Source organism: Azospirillum sp. NS33 (genome assembly GCF_059703765.1).
The window spans coordinates 115901-132907 of the sequence record NZ_BAAKJB010000020.1 but is presented as its reverse complement, the minus strand read 5'-3'; the positions used below and the strand labels follow the sequence as shown (position 1 = coordinate 132907).

General features: G+C 73.6%; 12 protein-coding genes. 1 reads left to right on the top strand and 11 read right to left on the bottom strand.

Annotated features, from left to right (window positions below):
- Positions 1–40: 40 nt before the first annotated feature.
- The 3 genes from AC6H2I_RS18480 to AC6H2I_RS18470 form a co-directional block, all read right to left on the bottom strand.
- Entirely contained in the window at positions 41–1084 is a 1044-nt protein-coding gene (locus AC6H2I_RS18480; protein ID WP_497502154.1) for a tetratricopeptide repeat protein, read from the bottom strand.
- Between the two features lie 67 nt (positions 1085–1151).
- Entirely contained in the window at positions 1152–2519 is a 1368-nt protein-coding gene (locus tag AC6H2I_RS18475) for an HlyD family type I secretion periplasmic adaptor subunit (protein ID WP_497502153.1), read from the bottom strand.
- A 9-nt stretch (positions 2520–2528) separates the two neighbouring features.
- A complete protein-coding gene (locus AC6H2I_RS18470) occupies positions 2529–4700 on the bottom strand; it encodes a peptidase domain-containing ABC transporter (protein WP_497502152.1) in 2172 nt (723 codons plus the stop codon).
- A 234-nt stretch (positions 4701–4934) separates the two neighbouring features.
- On the opposite strand from AC6H2I_RS18470, the gene AC6H2I_RS18465 reads away from it, so the two are divergent.
- Entirely contained in the window at positions 4935–5516 is a 582-nt protein-coding gene (locus AC6H2I_RS18465; RefSeq protein ID WP_497502151.1) for a D-sedoheptulose-7-phosphate isomerase, read from the top strand.
- A 4-nt stretch (positions 5517–5520) separates the two neighbouring features.
- Here the strand turns inward: AC6H2I_RS18465 and AC6H2I_RS18460 are convergent, their stop codons facing one another.
- Genes AC6H2I_RS18460 through AC6H2I_RS18425 form a run of 8 tightly spaced genes read right to left on the bottom strand, consistent with a single transcriptional unit; the run spans position 5521 to position 16991 of the window.
- The gene (locus tag AC6H2I_RS18460; protein ID WP_497502150.1) at positions 5521–5997 is read right to left on the bottom strand and encodes a DUF8265 family protein; all 477 of its coding nucleotides are present in this window, start codon (positions 5995–5997) and stop codon (positions 5521–5523) included.
- Positions 5998–6017: 20 nt separating this feature from the next.
- Positions 6018–7397, bottom strand: coding sequence for an exopolysaccharide Pel transporter PelG (pelG, locus tag AC6H2I_RS18455; RefSeq protein WP_497502149.1), 1380 nt, complete (start codon positions 7395–7397; stop codon positions 6018–6020).
- Between the two features lies 1 nt (position 7398).
- Entirely contained in the window at positions 7399–8940 is a 1542-nt protein-coding gene (gene pelF, locus AC6H2I_RS18450; protein ID WP_497502148.1) for a GT4 family glycosyltransferase PelF, read from the bottom strand.
- A gap of 32 nt (positions 8941–8972) precedes the next feature.
- Positions 8973–10073: a tetratricopeptide repeat protein gene (locus AC6H2I_RS18445; protein WP_497502147.1), complete on the bottom strand. Its 1101-nt coding sequence runs from the start codon at positions 10071–10073 to the stop codon at positions 8973–8975.
- Positions 10070–11470, bottom strand: coding sequence for a GAF domain-containing protein (locus AC6H2I_RS18440; RefSeq protein WP_497502146.1), 1401 nt, complete (start codon positions 11468–11470; stop codon positions 10070–10072). Before AC6H2I_RS18440 ends, AC6H2I_RS18445 begins: the two co-directional genes overlap by 4 nt.
- Positions 11471–11474: 4 nt before the next feature.
- A complete protein-coding gene (locus AC6H2I_RS18435; protein ID WP_497502145.1) occupies positions 11475–12065 on the bottom strand; it encodes a hypothetical protein in 591 nt (196 codons plus the stop codon).
- Between the two features lie 26 nt (positions 12066–12091).
- Positions 12092–13714 (bottom strand): tetratricopeptide repeat protein, encoded by a 1623-nt coding sequence (locus AC6H2I_RS18430; protein ID WP_497502144.1) that lies wholly within the window; start codon positions 13712–13714, stop codon positions 12092–12094.
- A complete protein-coding gene (locus AC6H2I_RS18425) occupies positions 13695–16991 on the bottom strand; it encodes a tetratricopeptide repeat protein (RefSeq protein ID WP_497502143.1) in 3297 nt (1098 codons plus the stop codon). The genes AC6H2I_RS18430 and AC6H2I_RS18425 overlap by 20 nt, the downstream gene beginning before the upstream one ends.
- Between the last annotated feature and the right edge of the window lie 16 nt (positions 16992–17007).

Genomic DNA, 17007 nt, shown 5'->3' with positions numbered 1-17007 from the left:
CCCGCCGTTCCGGTCGCCCTCTTCGGTGGTCGCCGCCATCTCACCTCCTCGCCGCCGCATCGTGTCGCGGCCCATCGCCGCCGCCCCCGCCCTCGCCCGGCGGGAGCCCCGTGGCCGGACCGTTGCGGGGTCCCGGCTCCAGCGCCCTGGCCACCGCCGCCTGTCCCGCCTTGTGCCCGCGCGCCGCCGCGGCCCGGTACCACTCCAGCGATCGCGCCGTGTCGCGCGCCTCGCCGTAGAGATGGCCGAGCAGCGCCATGGCGTCGGCGTCGCCGCCACGGGCCGACCGTTTCAGCCAGGTCTCCGCCTTTTCGTGGTCGCGAGCGACCCCCGCCCCGGCAAGATGGGCCTGCCCCAGCGCGCGCTGGCCCTCCACGCTGCCGGCCTCCGCCGCGCGGGCGAACCAGGTGACGGCGTGGCCGACGTCCTGGTCGACGCCCAGCCCCTTCTGGAACAGGACGCCCACATAGTACATCGCCGTCGCGTTGCCCTGCTCGACCGCCCTCATCAGCCAGACACGGGCGCGCTCGTGATCGGGGGGACCCAGGTACTCGCCGGCCAGCAGCACGCCGAGGCCGAGTTGGGCGCGCGAGACGCCCTGCTCCGCCGCCCGTTCGTACCAGCCGGCCGCCGCGGCATGGTCCGCCGCCCCGCCCCGCCCCGCCGCGAGGAGGTAGCCGAGCAGGGCTTGCGCCGCCGGCTCGCCCTGCTCGGCGGCGGCCAGGGCCCAGCGCCGCGCCATCGCGTCGTCGCGCGCCAGCGCCGTGCCGTTGGGAAGCAGCGCCGCCACCGCGCTCTCCGACAGGCGGCCGGTCGCCGAGTGGAAGCCCGACGCGTACATCTCCGCCAGGCGGACCTGGGCCCGGGCCTCGCCGGCCTCCGCCGCGACCTCGTACCAGCGCTTTGCGTCGACAAGGCTGCGCAGCACCCCGTTGCCGTGGGCGTACATGTCGGCCAGCGCCAGCGCGGCCTCCGCGTGGCCGGCCTCGGCGGCCGTCTTCCAGGCCGCCGCCGCGACCGCCCAGCGGCGCTTGGCGAACGCCCTCACCCCGCGGGCGTGGTGGGCGTTCGGCCCACGGGACACACCCGGCAACCAGGACCAGCGCCCCACACCGTTTCCTTTCATGGCAATCGTCGGGTCAAGGCCATCGTCAGGGCTCGCGCAGCCCCTCCGCGGTGCTCCGCATCGCCCCCTCGAGCACATAGGTGAGAGGGGTGCGTTCGCCAACCACGATGTCGGCGTCCAGCGGCATGCCCGGTATCAAGCGGAACTCGTCGGGCACGTAGCGGAGCTGCAGGTCGACCACGTCGATGCGCGCCCGGTAGAAGCGTTCGGGCAGCCGCGTCTTCTGGATGTCGCGGCTGTCCTCCGAGCGCGAGAAGGAATCGGCGCTGATGGTCCGCACGATCCCGTTGCCGGTGCCGTGCTTGATGAAGGGGTACGCGGCGAACTTGATCTTGACCAGCTGGCCCGGCTGGACGAATCCCTGGTCGGCCGCGTCGATGTCGACCTCGGCGTAGTATTCGCCTTCCAGGGGCACCAACGTCACCAGCTTGTCGGCCTGGCGGACGACCGAACCGGCCGAGAAATTGCCGACGTCCAGCACCACGGCGTCCTCCATGGCGCGCAGGTCCACCATTTCCCAGCGCCGCTCCGCCTTGGCCAGCTGCTCCTGCACCGTCTCGTATTCCGAGCGGCGGTCGAGCAGGTTCTTGACGATCTCCCCCTTCCATTTCTGGACGAAGAGCTCCCGCTCGGCCTTCTGCACCTCGAGGTCGTTGTTCGCCGCCCGGATCAGACCCTCCGCCTCGGCGAGGTGGCGCGCCATCTCGACGCGCCCGTCCTCGGCGATCAGGGAGTTCAGGCGGCTGCCGACCTGGCTGCGCTCGAGGTCCTTGCGCATCTCTTCCACGCTGGACGCCAGGCGCAGGCGCGTGCGGAAGTGCTTCACGTCCTCGGTCGCCCTGGCGATCGTCAGTTCGGCGCTGTCGATCAGTTGCTGCGAGCGGCTCATCGTCGATTTGTACTCGGCCTGCCGCGCCTTCCAGATGGAGAGCTGGAGCGCCCAGTACGGCGAGTCCTCCCGGGCGGCGAACCCCCGCTCTTCCCATTCCGCCTCCAGACGGGCGATCTCCGCCGCGAGCCGCTCGGTGTCCTTCCGGAACGAGGCCAGGTCGGCGCCGGAGAAGGTGGGGTCGAGCGTGGCCAGGAGGTCGCCCTTCTTGACCCGCTGCCCGGGGCGGACGTGGATGCCCCGCACGATGGAGGCTTCCAGCGGCTGCACCAGGAGCGTCGGCGATTCCGACACGACCCGTCCACTGGCCACCACCACCCGCTCCAGGGGCAGCGTGTACATCAGGACGAACGCCGACACCACCATGGCGACCAGGACGAAGGTGGTGGCCCGCAGCGTCCGCGGATCGGGGGCCGCGGTGATCTCCGCCGTCTCGCTCTGGAACTCGGCGATGGCCTTGGCGGCGTAGTCTTCGGCGCGGTTGCGCTTCGCGGTGCGGGCCATGGCGCGCCCCTATGCAATGTGACGGTTCTGTTGGGTCCAGAGATGGCTGTAGATCTGGCAGCGCCGCAGCAGCTCGCGGTGGGTTCCCATGTCCGCCAGCTTCCCGCGCTCCATCACCATGATGCTGTCGCACGACACCAGCGAGGCCAGGCGATGGGAGATGATGATGACCGTGCGGCCCTTGGCGATGCGCTGAAGGTTGGCGCTGACGATGGCCTCGCTGTCCGGGTCGAGGGCGCTGGTCGCCTCGTCGAGGATCAGCACCTTGGGATCGACGAGCAGCGCCCGGGCGATGGCGATGCGCTGGCGCTGCCCGCCGGAGAGGTTGGACGAGCCCTCCTCGATCCGCGTCTCGTACCCCATCGGCAGGCGGTCGATGAACTCCTCGGCGCCGGCCATGCGGGCGGCCCGGATGACGTCGTCCAGCGAGGCGCCCAGGTTGGCCGCCATGATGTTCTCCCGGATCGTCCCGGTGAACAGGAAGTTGTCCTGCAGCACGACGCCGATGTGGGAGCGCAGGTGCGACAGGTCGATCTCGCGCAGGTCCACGCCGTCGATCTTGATCAGGCCCTCGTAGTTGCGGTGCAAGCCCTGGAGCAGCCGCGTCACCGTCGTCTTGCCCGACCCGCTGCGCCCCATGATGCCGACCATCTTGCCGCGGGGGATGGTGAAACTCAGGTCGTCGAGGGCGGGCACGTCGGCGCCGGGGTAGCGGAACCGCAGGTCGTGGAACTCGACGTTGCCGGTGATGGTCGGCTGCACGCCGCGCCGCCCCGCCGGCTGCTCCGGCTCGGAATTGACCATCGAGGCGACCATGGCCAGGGCGCCGCGCACCTCCTGGTACTGCTGGAGCAGGTGCGCCATCTGGACGAAGGGATGGACCAGGCGGCTGGCCAGCATGGTGATCGCCACCAGGGTGCCGATGTTCACCGTGCTGGAGCCGGAGATCGCCATGTACGCGCCGACCACCAGGGTGCCCGAGTAGATCGCCTTCTCGAGGGGCTGGAGGATGGTTTCCGGCTGGTTGGAGAGCAGCTGCAGCGCCGTGCGGGCGCGCACCGCGTTGGCCACCCGGGCATCCCATTCGGTGCGGCGATGCTCCTCCACGGCCAGGGACTTGATGGTCCGGATGCCGTGGATGTTCTCGATCAGGAACGCGTTCTTGACCGTCTCGGCGGCGATCACCCTCTCGTAGGCTCGCCCCAGCGGCTTGATGTAGGCCACCACCACCAGGCACATCAGCACGCCGATGCCCAGGGCGATGAAGGTGAGCAGGGGGCTCAGCCAGAACATCAGGGGAAGGATGACCGCCAGCAGCGCGAGATCCAGCACGGACGCGAACAGCTCGCCGGTCAGGAAGTTCCGGATGCGCCAGACCTCGCTGATCTTGTAGACGATCTCGCCGGTCGGCCGGCGCTCGAAGAAGTCGATCGGCAGGCCGATCAGGCGATTGAACACGTACACGCTGATCCGCGCGTCGATGCGGGCCGAGCCCACGGCCAGAAGATACCGCCTGATGTACCCGAACGCCGTATCGAAGACGAGGATGAACACGACCACCACGGCCAGCACCGCCAGCGTCGACATCCTCTGGTAGGTCAGCACCTTGTCGGCGACCACCATCAGGATGAAGATGGGCGCGATCGAGAAGACGCTCAGGAAAAAGGCCGAGATTGCGATGTCCCGGAAAATCCTCTTCTCGCGCAGGACCTGGAGCATCAGCCACGCCAGGCCGAAGGGCTGATCGACCTCACGCGTCTTGTAGCGCTTCTTGACGAGCAGGATCTCGCCGCTCCAGGCTTCGGACAGCCGGACCTCGTCAACCGAGATCAGCGAGTGGTCCGGGTCGAGCGGATCGCGCAGCATGGCGACGGGGAACGGGCCGGCCGAGCGGAACCCGACCAGGATCATCGTCCCGCCGTTGCGCATCCGCAGCGCCGCCGGGAACGCTTTGCCCAGCGTGGCGAGGTGGCTCCACCGCATGGTCGCGACGCGGGCCTTCAGTCCGTAGCGCTCGGCGATGCGGGCGAGGTGGCGGAAGGAGTACTGGCCGCTTTCGGCGGGATGGTCCCGCCGGATCGTGCCGTCAGGAAGATGCACGCCGCGCGTCGCGGCGATCTGCACCAGTGCCGGAAGCGACGTGTCATCCGTCTTGGTGGCAAGTTCGGGTTCGGTGTCCACGGTCGCTCCCTGCACTCTCGGCTGAGCAGCATGATCAAATCTCTACATTGGATACGGTGCCGAGCACAAGGGAGGTGCACCAAACGGCGGGGTGAACGCATTTGCCGGCACCCGCCCCTTCCCGCCCCCGCGGCCGCCGCCGGCCGAGGATTCCGCACGGTTTGACGCTTGCCATCGACCGCCCGTTCTGAGAGATTTCCGGCCGATCCCCGCATCCGGAAAGGCCTGCCCGCCATGACGGCTTCCGCCCCGTCGTACATGGACTACCTTCAGCGTTCCGCCGCGGTGCTGCAGCGCACCATGGAGACGCTGGACGCCGCCCGCGTGGAGGCGGCGATCGACGCGATCGCCGGCGCCCTCGGCCGCAACCGGGCGCTGCTGGTGTGCGGCAACGGCGGCTCGGCGTCCGACGCCCAGCACATCACCGGCGAACTGGTCGGCCGGTTCCTCAAGGAGCGCCGCGGGCTCAAGGCGATCTGCCTGTCCTCCAACCCGGCGGTGCTCACCGCCTGGTCCAACGACTACTCCTACGACACCGTGTTCTCCCGCCAGGTCGAGGCGTACGGCGAGCCGGGCGGCGTGGTGCTGGGGATCTCCACCAGCGGCAACTCCGCCAACGTGCTCGCCGCCTTCGCGGCGGCGCGCGAGTCCGGCATGGCGACCATCGCCCTGACCGGCGAGGGCGGTGGCAGGATGGCGGCGGCGGCGGACGTCCTTCTGGACGTGCCGTCGCGCTCCACGCCGCTCATCCAGCAGGTCCACATCTGCCTCTACCACTACATCTGCGAGCGGGTCGAGGCGGCCCTGGCCGGCTGACCCGCTACCGCCGCGGCCCCACATAGTGGGGCATCAGCGGCCCCTGGTCGGCGACCCACACCGTGCAGCGGGCGTCCGGGTTCTGGAAGAAGTAGACCTTGCCGGGGCGGCGCTGGTCCTGCGGGTCGAGGAGGTTCGCGCCGCTGGCGAACCCGACGCCGTAGCTGCGCTGCGGCGTGCGGGCCCAGTAGAACCCGTTGCGTTCCTGGACGAAGGCGCCGCGCCGGCACAGCCGCGACAGCAGCGGGTCGGGCGCGGCCACCTCGGCCAGATCCATCGGCAGGCGGTAGACGACCTGGGCGCGCACGAAGCGGGTGCGCGGCGGCGGCCGCTCGGGCGGCGGCGGCGGCGGCGGTTGCTGCAGGGGCGCCAGATGGTCACGGGCCGGCCGCTCCGGCTGCAGCCGGTCCGCGGCGGCGGGCACCGCCACCGAGAGGGCCACGGCGAGGGCCAGCCAGGGCACGGTGCTGCGCGACGGCATCGCCATCCTCCTTCCCGTGCTCAGCGCACCGACGGGTTGTTGGCCACGAACGCGATGTAGGGCAGCCGGCGCAGGGCGTCGCCGACCATGAGGTAGGCGAGGACGAAGGCCAGCAGCGAGGCCAGGAAATAGCCGTAACCGTACCACGCGTAGCCCATGCCGCTGAACAGCGCGGTCAGCCCGGCGTTGGCGGCGAGGTAGAAGAGCTGAAGGGCGAGGTTGCGCCGCCGCAGGTCGAAATAGGCGAGCACCACGGTGCAGAACAGGAACAGCACCTGGAAGAACGCCCCCAGGGCGCCGAAGCGGAACATGCCGATCTGCGCGTATTGCAGCCCCAGCATCCCGACCAGCGACGGCGCCAGGAGGATCGCGACGGCGCACACCGCGCCTTGCAGGATCAGCAGGTTGCGGGAGGTCTCGACCAGCGCGGCGACGATCAGCCGGTGGTCGCGGGCGATCTGGGCGTACGTGGCGTGCCGCTGGATGTTGCGGTAGAAGGCCTGGTAGCGCTCGAAGAAGCGGGTCTCGATGTTGACCGTGAACAGGGTGAGTGCCGGCACGATGGTGAGGTAGGCGACGAACATCGCGCTGTCGTACGGGGCATGGATGGCCATGACGCCGCCCACCGTCCGGCTGCCCGGCGCGAACCACATCACCCATTTGTCGGCCCACACCGCCATGTTGGCCACCAGCCCGACAAGGGCGAGATCCCAGTAGCGCCGGAAATAGCCGAGGAACGCGAACATCCGCGCCACCCGGTACGGGTATTCCGCGAAGACGCGGGCGACCAGGGCGAACTGGATGGTGGCCAGCCCCAGGCCGAACCCCCAGACCATCCCGGCCACCCCGGCCACCGCACCCAGCATCACGGCCGCCGCCATGCCGAGCGCCATGCCGCCGGCAAACGCGATGGTCACCGTCGCGTAGTCCTTGAGCGCCGACAGGAAGATCGATACCACCCAGATGCCGCACACCAGATGGAATCCCACCGCCGCGGCCACCGCCGTGGCCCGCGGCAGGTCGGCGAACACCAGGTAGAAGGGCCCGGCGGTGAGGGCGGCCAGCGCGTAGGCGATGCCCAGGGTCGCCAGCAGCATGCCCGGCGCGGTGTCCACCCGCTTGGTGTAGATGGCGTCTGCGAGGTGGCGGGTGGCGACCATCACCAGCGGCCCGGTCAGCACCACAGAGAAGCCGAAGTTGTAGATGACGACGGCGCGGAACAGCTCCAGCTCCGCCCGCGCCAGCAGCCCCGCGCCCAGGACGTTGATGCCCCCCAGGGCGAGGATGGTGAACAGCCACGGGCCCGACGTGATGAAGGCGGAGTGGGCATAGCCCTGCAGCACCCCCAGCAGGTCGTCGCGGCGCGCCAGCGTGCGCAGGGCGAAGCCGATCCCCGCCATGTCAGGCCTCCTCCCGCACCGCCGCAGGCCCGTCCGCCGCGGGCCGGTCCGGCGGCGGGAGGTCCGGCGGTGGTCGGTCCGGCATCGTGATGTGCTCGTCGTAGAGGGCGCGGTAGACGCGGTCGATCGCCACCTTGTCGTAGCGCCGCCGCACCCGCTCGCGGATGGCGCCGGCGCAGCGCGCGTGCCAGGCCGGGTCGAGCAGCAGCTCGCGCAGGGCGCGCGCCGTGTCGAGCGGCGAGGCCAGCGGGGTGATCGCCCCGCCGGGTCCCAGCGCCGGCTCCTCGTCGGGGCCGCCGAGGATGAGCTCGGCGCAGGAGCCGACGTCGGTCGCCACCGTCGGCACGCCGGCCGCCCCGGCTTCCAGCACCACCAGGGGCTGCGCCTCGGACACCGAGGTCAGGGCGATGGCGTCGATGCGGCCCAGCCACTCCGTCAGGCGCACCCGGCCGACGAAGGCCACCGTGTCCTCGAGGCCGAGGTGGCGGACGATGGTCCGGCACTCCTCCACATAGGCCGGGTCCTCGTCGGTCGGGCCGAGGACCAGCGCCCTGAGGTCGGGCACGTCGACGCGCAGCAGCCCGGCGGCGCGGATGAAGGTCTTCACGTCCTTGATCGGCACCACCCGGCCGATCAGGGCCACGGTCGGCGGCCGCTCGCCGGTGTCGCGGGGCACGGCGGCGTAGCCGGCGTAGTCGATGCCGTTGGGGATCACCTGCAGCTTCTCCGGCGCGGCGCCCTGGCGGCGCTGGAACTCCTGGTTGCCGGCGTAGAGGGTGACGATGCGGTCGCAGGCGTCGTAACAGGCCTTGGAATAGCTGGCGAAGGTGTCGAGCCAGAGGTCGCGCAGGTCGCGCTTGCGCTTTTCCACGGCGAGGCTGACGTCGTCGCCCTCGAACAGCCATTCCGCCATCAGGATCTCGATGCGGCGCTCGTTGGTGTAGATGCCGTGCTCGGTCAACAGGGCCGGCCGCCCCGTCTCCAGGCGCGCCCGCGCCAGCAGCAGCCCGGCGTAGCCGGTGGAGATCGCGTGGTAGACGCGGGCCACCGGCAACGGCGCCAGCAAGGTCGCGTGCATGCCGCCCATGAGGGCGCGCAGGCCCCAGAAATACTCCAGGAAGGACGCCTCGGGCAGGGTCCGTTCGCACAGGCGCACCACCATGCGGAACGCCTCCTCGGAGTTCAGCAGCACCCGCCGTCCCAGACGGCCCCGCTGCGGGGCCAGCAGCCCCGCCACCGCGGCGATCTCCGCCAGGCCGCCGCCGCTTTGAAGGCGCGCGATCTGCGCCTCCAGGCCGCGCATCAAGCGGCGCATCCCCGGCACCCAGCGCCACCCGGCGTCGAGATCCTGGAGATGGACGTGGCTGAAGCCCCGGACGTTCCCGGGAAGCGCGTAGGCCGGCGCGCGCGGCGCGCGATCGGCGACCAGGGCGACGACGTGAAAGGTCAGGTCGCCATGGGCGCGGATCAGATCGTGGGCCCAGGTCGACACGCCGCCGGCCACATAGGGGTAGGAGCCCTCCATCAGCAGGCAGACGTCCACCGGGGCGTCTCCGGCGGCGCCGGCGCCTCTCCTCACGGGGCGGCCCCGGCCGGCGCGCCGGCGCCGTTCCAGAGGGAGAGCACGTCGGCCGCGGCGTCGGGCTGGCCGGCCCCCGGCCCCAGCAGGTCGGCGCGCCGCCCGCACAGGTCCCGCAGATCGGCGAAGCGGTTCAGGCGGTACAGGCATTCGGCGTACCACAGGAGCAACCGGAGCTCGGCCGTCGTCGCGGCCAGCGGCTCCAGCGCCGCCGCGGCCTCCCCGACCAGGTCGAGGCGCAGCAGCAGCCGGCCGAGGTCGAGGCGCACGGCGGCGTCGTCGGGAGCCAGCTCGAGGCAGCGGCGGTAGCCGGCCAGGGCTTTCGCCCGCACCTCCTGTTCGCGGCTGGCGTCGAGCAGGCCGCAGAAGGCGTAGTCGTCGAGGTGGCGCGCCAGCTCATGGTGGCCGCGGGCGTCGTCGGGGTGGGACCCGGCGGCACGGTCGAGGCGCTGCCAGCGCTCGTTGAACTCGTGCTCGACCCGGGCGACGGCGGTGGCCGCCTGGACCCGCACCGAGGGGTCGGCGTCGGCCAGCCCGCTCTTCAGCGCCGGCGTGAAGGCCGGCCGGAAATAGCGCGCCACCAGGGCGATCACCGCCTGCTTCTGGGCCGGTGTGCCGACGCTCAGCACGTCGGTGAAGGAGTCCGACACCGCCAGATGCGCCTGCTCGCGGCCCGAGGCGATGAGCTCGTACAGCTCCCGGGCCGGTGCCACCCCGCTTTCCGGGAACAGCGACAGGTACCAGTCGTGGAATCCCATGGCGTAGCGGCTGAAGACCGCGTGGAGCGGCACCGCGGCCAGCGTGAACACCGGCCCCAGCGGACCGAGGACCGGCGTCGTCACCACCAGAAGCCCGGGCAGCCGCAGGTCGAGGCCGCGGCGCCGCCGGCCGCGCAGCCAAAGGGCCAGCGCCGCCACGGTGGCGGCATGGCCGGCGAGCGCCGTCCAGCCGCCGCCCGCGGCGGACGGGGCGGCCACCGCCAGCGCCAGCCATGCCGTCTCGGCGGCCGACGCCAGCCCCGCCGCGGCGACCAGCCCGGCGGTTCCGGCGCGCGGCGGGGCGTCCGCCGGCGGTGGCGCGGTCCGGTCGTCGGTCATCCCGCGCTCACCGTCTCCGCCTCGAACCGGACGTCGACGTCGGCGAGGTGCGGCGGCAGCGCGGCGCGCACCGCACGCTCCAGCTTGGCGGCGACCACGCGCGCCCGCTCCACCGGCGTGCCGGGCAGCACGACGCCGAAGACCAGGCCGTTGTGGCCGACGTCGCAGGCGAGGTCGGTGTCACGCAGGCTCTCGCGCACGGCGCGGCCGATCGCCGCCGCCACGCCATGGCGCTCGACCGCGGCGAGCCGGCCGATGCCGGTCGGCCGGATGGTGACCATCGACGTCTCGAAGCCGAGCCGGCGTCCGAGCTGGGCCAGGAAGGCCGCCTGGCGGCCGATGTACCCGGAGGTGTAGAGGGCGCCGTCGGCGGTGAACACGCGCTGTTCGCTGGCCTCCCGGTACTGCCGGGCCTTGGCCAGCGCCGTGCCGATCCACTCGCACAGGATGCGGAAGTTCTCCAGGCTGTTGACGCCGAGGTCCATGAACCCGAGCGCCTCGATCTTCACCATGCCGACGACCGCCCCGGTGTCGGCGCTGAGCAGCGGGCCGGCCAGCACCCCTTCGCGGTGCAGCACCCGCTCGTCGTCGGCCCGGGCGACGCAGACGAAGCGCTGGCGGCCGACCACCGCCTGGAACAGCGGGGCGGCGCTGTCGAACCAGCGGGCGTAGCCTTCGTCACCGCCCCACCCCTCGTTGGTCACCGACTCCAGCACGCCGTTGTTGAGAACGAAGAGCGAGAACTTCTCCGGCTGCATCACGGTGCGCACCAGGTCGGCGACGCCCAGCATGATCTCCCCCTCGTCGAGGGTGTCGATCGCGCGGGCCGCCTGGTAGAGCGTGACCACCGTACGGAGCTGGCCGGCCACCCTGGTTTCCAGGCTCTCCTTCACCGTCTTGAGCTGGCGGTAGGAGGCGGTGATCGCCTCCGAGTCGCGGCGGGCGTCGGCAAGCTCGGCGCGCAGCGCGTCCCGCTCGCGGACCTGGCGCATGCGCAGCTCGCCCAGCAGCACCGCCGCCACCAGCCACAGGATGGGGTCCCGGCTGAGCAGAAAGAGGTGGTCGTAGACGTCCTGGGTGATGAGCTGCTCCGGCAGGTTGCCCAGGCGCAGCGCCACCGTCGCCACGACCGCCGCCAGCACGCCCTCGCCGGTGCCGTACTGGGCCGCCAGCAACAGAACCGGGATCCAGAACGGGTGCGGCTGCACGCCCTCGAACCGGGCGCCCGCCCCGACCAGCCCGTCGACCGCCAACGCCACCGCGAAGAACAGCACCAGCTCGGCCAGCGCGGTGACGCGCACGCCCAGCAGCCGGCGCGGCCCCGGCGGCGCCGCGCCGGTCGGCGCGGCGCCCGGACGGCCGGTGTCGGGAGCGCCGGTGTCGGGAGCGGTCACCATGGGATCAGCCGCCGCCGGCGCGCAGGCCGGCCAGCATGCGGACCACGGCCCGCTGCGCCACCTCGTTGACGCTCTCCCGGGTGAAGTAGCCGCCGCCGACCTCCGACAGGCTGGACGCCCAGACCACCGCCCCGTCGCCGGCGCGCACCAGCCGGGCGTTGAGGCCGACCACCGCGTCCTCGCGCAGGCCGTTCTGGTAGCCGTATTCGGACACGCTGCCGACCAGCACGGCGTCCACGCCCAGGGTGCCCGCCACCTCCCGGGCGTAGGTGGTGTCGGTCAGCCGCTCCAGATCGGTGTTGCCGGCGGCGAGGCGATGGCGCACCTCGCTGCTCTCGCGGACGGCGTAGCGGCCCAGCCGGTAGAGCTCGGTGGTCACCAGTTCGCCGAGGATGACCCCGGCGTTGCGGTGCGCCGTCAGGTTCTCGAAGGGCAGGACGGCGACGCTGGCGCCGGGCGTCAGCAGCGCCTCCGGATTGACGAAGCTGCGGCCGGCGTCGATGCCGCACGCCGCGAGCACCCCCGCGGCGGCCGCCGCCGCGACCGCCCCCAACACCCGACGGCGCGCCCCGTCGACCCCGTGCGTCCCCTGCATTCCGTCCTCCCTCCCGTTCGGCGCGGTCAATAGCGCCACAGAACATAGGCGCCCACCGCCACCGCCGTGTCGCGGGTGCCGCGCGCCGGGCTCACCGAGCGGCTGGCGCGCACACCGACCTCCACCGCGTCCAGCGGATCCCACACCAGCTCCGCCGCGGCGAAGGGGGCGCCGGCGTTGTAGCGGTCGTAGGCGTAGCCGACCTGCACGCTGTAGCGCACGAAATCGGTCAGCGACTCCTCGACGACGAGTTGCAGCGCGTGCACCTCGCGGGTGACCAGGGGCAGCGGCGACACGAGGTTGCCCAGCGCATCCGCGCGTTCCACCGCGCGGCCGACGTACTCGCCATCGATGGTGTAGGCCAGGGACAGCCGCGGCGCACGCTGCGTGATCACGTGGCGCAGCGCCGCCTCCACGCTCGCCGTGCGCACGAGGTCGGCGTCGCCGGGCAGGCCATAGACGTTGCCCGCGACGGCGACCGCGGCCGACCAGCGCGTGCCGAAGGTGCGTTCGTGGACGAGCGCCAGGCGATGGCGCCGGCCGGCGTCGCGGACCCCTTCCACGAGCCCCCAGTACGGCTCGTTCCACCGCATCTCCGCCGTGGTCGCCGCCCCGTCCTCGCCGCGCCAGGTGTGGGCGAATCCGGCGCCCACGGTGCGGTCCGCCAGGAACAGCGCGGCCCGCGAGCGCTGCAGGGACGGCCAGTCGCGGACCAGCGCCAGCTCCGCACGGGTGGCGTCGAAGGAGCGGGGCGGCGGCGGCGCCCCGTCGGCCCCGCGTTCCACCGCCCGGCGCTCCAGGGCGTAGGCCAGGGCGGTGTCGTGGCCCAGCTCACCCCGCCCGGCGAGCCGCAGGGACCGGTGTTCGTCGCCGTTGCTGACGGAGACCGCCTCGGCGTCGAGGCGGGCCTGGTCGGCGTGCTCGCGCAGCAGGCCGGCCCGGGCCTGGACCAGGCCGCGCGCGCCGGGCGTCAGCTCCAGGGCGCGGCCGTAGAGCCGCAGCGCCTGGCGCCAGCGGCCGAGGCGCGCCTCGGCGTCCGCCAGCAGGGCCACCGACGCGACGTCGCCGGGATCGGCGGACACGAGGTAGCTGAGCAGCCGGCGCGCCGGCAGGAGGTGTCCGGCCTCCAGCAGCGTCACCGCGCGGTAGTGGTCGAGCCGCCGTTCCGCGGCGGCCGCGGCCGCGGCCGCGGCGCGCCGCTGGTCCGCCGTCGCCGGGGCCGGGGCGAAGGCGATGCGGACGCCGTCGGCCATCGGTTCGACCGCGGCGTCGACACGCTCGGCCAGCACCAGCAGCAGTGAATCATAGCCGTAGAGGACGTTGTCGACCCAGCCCGCGAGACGGCCGGGAATGGCGTCCAAGGCCGGTGCCCCGAGCGGGCGGTCGAAGCGCAGGGTGAGGTCACGCCCATCCCGGTCCGCCACCGTGGCGACCGGCCCCGGCCAGGTCAGCACCAGGGCCGCCGCCCGGTCGGTCCGCTCGGCGTCCACCCGCACCGCCGGGGGCGTCTGGGCCGGGGCCGGAACGGCGACGGCCAGCAACAGCGGCACCAGGACGAGCAGGCACGCCACCCACCACCGCCCGCCGCCTCGGAGGGTGGCCGGCGGGTCGGCGGCGGCTCCCCCCTCGCTACGGTCGGCGCAGAACATCCCGGGCCTCGTCCAGGCGGCCGTTCTCGATCAGCATGGCGGCGAAGTCGGCCCGCAACCCCCGATCGCCGGGCCGCATTCGATTCAGCTTTTCGTAAAGTGCCACAGAATCGTCGACGCGGCCCAGACGATTCAACAGGTTGGCCTCGGTCCGCCGCATCGCGTCCGTGGTGGCGCCGGCCCGCCGGAGCTGCGCCAACGCCGTGCGGTAGACCCCGGACGCCTCCTCCGGGCGGCGCCCCGCGGTGAGCGCCTCGCCGAGGACATAGTTGGCTTCGTAGTCGCCCCCGCCACCCGACACGTACCGGGACAGATGGCGTTCGGCGTCGCCCGGCCGGCCGTCGTCGTAGGCGATCATGCCAAGCTGGCGCAACGCGTCCGGATCGGTGCGCCGGACCTCCAGCAGCGCCGCCCAGGCCGCGGCGGCGGCGGCCATCTGGCGCTGCCCCTCGGCCAGCCGGGCGTAGCGTCGCAACCGGTCCGGATCCCGTTCGCCGGCCACCGCCGTGCGCACCGCCGCGGCCAGGGCGGGGCCGTCGCGTTGCGCGGCCAGCGCCTCGATCAGCGCGGCCTTGGCCGTCGCCGGCGCCGCCGCCCCGCCACCGCCACCGCCGAGCCCGGCGATGACCCGGCGGGCCCCGCCGAGCCCGGCCAGCCGCGCGTACCACCCCGCCGCCTCCGCCGGGGTGCGGGCGCCCCGGGCCCGCCGCTCCAGCCACCCCAGCGCCTCCTCGGGAGGCCGCGGGCCCCACAGGAAGAGAAGCTGCCGCAGGTCGGCGCCGTCCGGCCCCTCGGCCGCGGCGAGCGACCGGAACACCCGCTCCGCCGCCGCCTTGTCGCCGAGGTCGAGCAGGGCGAACGCGGTCTCGCGCCGGACCGCCGGCGGCAGCCCATCGGCGGCGACCCGCGCCGCGAGGTGGCGGCGCAGCTCGTCGCGCCGCCCCAGCCGGCCCAGCGCGTCGCGGTAGAGCCCGTCCCACGGTCCGGCCACGGCGGCCTCGGCGAAGTGGCGCAGCACCGGCAGCGCCCGCCGTGGCCCGGCCGCGTCGATCAGGGCGTAGGCCATCGCCTCGGCCACCGCCGGCGCCAGGTCGGGACGGACCAGGACCCGCTCCAGCCACGCCGCGACGGCCGCCGCGCCGCCGCCGCGCCGCGCCGCTTCGGCGGCCAACGGCCACCAGCGCGCGGGGTCGGCGTCGGCGAGTCCCGCCAGGGGCTCCACCGCGCGGGCCGGGGCGAGGTCCATCAGCAGGTACGCCCGCCGCTCGCGCGCCGCGTCGTCGAGGCCCGGGCGGAGCAGCTCCGTCGCCAGAAGCGAGGCGGCGGCGTCGACCTCGCCGGATAGCGCGGCGGCCTCGGCGTAGGCGGACAGCCACTCCGCCGCGCCGGTGGCCGCCCGGGCGTGCAGCACCGGCAACGCCGCCCGGTGGGCCTTGCGGTCGAGCAGCCGATAGGCGATGCGCTCCTGCTGCGCGGCGTCCAGGGTGCCCGCCGCCAGGCGCTCCGACAGGAACCGGGCGAGGCCGTCGCTCTCCCCGGCAGCCTCCAAGGCCGCCGCGTACAGCGCGACGGCGTCGGGCCCTGCGCTGTCCAGGACGTCCCGCAGGATCGCCACCGCCTCGCCGCCGCGGCCGGCGGCCAGCAGCGCGCCCCCAAGGGCCAGGCGGTTGGCCGGCTCGGGCGCCAGCGCCGCCAGCCGCTGCGCCGCCGCCAGCGCCAGGGTCAGCCCCGCGTCCCCGCGCTCGCCGGCGGCGGCGGCCAGGTCGCGCAGCAGTGCGGCGTCGGCGACCGGATGCCGGTCCAGCCAGGCCGCCCCGGCGGCGGGATCGCCGGCGCGGGCCGCCAGCCGCACCCAGGCCCGGTCGGCGGCCGGCGACGGGCGCGCGGCACGGCGCTCCGCCAGCCAGCCGAGGCCGGCGGCGGTCCGGTCGAACGCGATGTAGAGCTCGCCCAGGGCGTCCAGGGCGTCGTCGGGCAGATCGGCCGAGGCGATGCCGGCGAACGCCGCGGCCGCGCCGTCGCGCTGGCCGGCACGGGCCAGAAGCAGCACCGCGGACAGCGCGTCGGCCGGCGTGGACGCCGGGTCGTCCAGCAGCGCCCGGGCCCAGCGCGCCGCCAGCGCCGTGTCACCCCGCGACACGGCGATCTCGCCGGCCAGCAGCGGTTGCGCCGCCAAGGCGTCGTCGCCGAGTTCGGCGGTCAGGCGGTCGAGCAACGGGCGGTCGCCACTGCGGAACGCGGCACCGGCGACGCCGACCAGCGCCCAGTCCGCCAGCAGCCGGAGGTCGCGCCCGGCCACGGCGTCGCGGGCCAGCCCCGGGGCCTGGGCGTTGAGCGCAGCGGCGACGAAGCGGCCGAGCCAGGCATCCCCCACGGCGCCGCGCGCCCACCACGCCACCAGCCGCGCCCGTGCCTCGCCCGGCCGGCCGAGCGCCGATTCCAGCTCGCACAGGGTGAGCTCCAGGGCCGGCTCGCCGACGGCGCGGGGCGCGAATGGCAGCAGGAGACGGTAGGCCAGGTCGGGATGACCGCTGTCGCTCAAGGTGGTGACCAGGTTCAGGATGGCCCCCGCCGGCGGCGCACCGGCCAGCCAGCGCCCGGCCCGCTCGAACGCCTCCTCGGTGCGGTCGAGGTCGACCAGGAGGTGCATCAGCAGCACCCGGGAGTCGGCGTCGAAGGCCTCGGCCGCCGGCCCGCCGTCACCGCGCGCCGCGGCGCGGTCGTCGGCCGTGAGCAGCACCGTGGCGGCCTCCGCCAAGCGCCCGCGGGCCGCCAGCAGGCGCCCCAGCTCCACCGCCGCCTCGACCTCGTCGGAACGGATCGCCACCAGGCGGCGCAACGCTTCGGCCTGACCGTCGTGGTCGGCGTAATAGCCGTGCAGCGCGGCAAGCTCGCGGAACACCGCCTCCGACGGCGCCAGGCGCGCGATCTCCTCCACCGCGTCGAGGTGGTCCCCCATGCGCTCGGCGAAACGGTAGAGCGACGCCAGCAGCTCCCAGCCTTCCACCTGGCGCGGCTCGGCGGCGACGAACGCCTCCATCACCGCGATCGCGGCGTCGATGTCGCCCTCCTCCCGGTGCAGCCGGGTCAGCGGCATCACCGTGGCGGCGCTGCGGTCGCCGGCGGCGTAGCGGGCCTCGTACGCGGCGCGCGCGGCCACATAGTCGTGGTCACGGAACCGCATCAGCGCCAGTTCGCCGCCGCGCGGCAGCAGCAGCAGGCTGACGGCGATGGCCGCCGCCAGCACCACGGCGACGATGAGGAGATGGCCCCGCATGCCCGCCGCGGCCCCC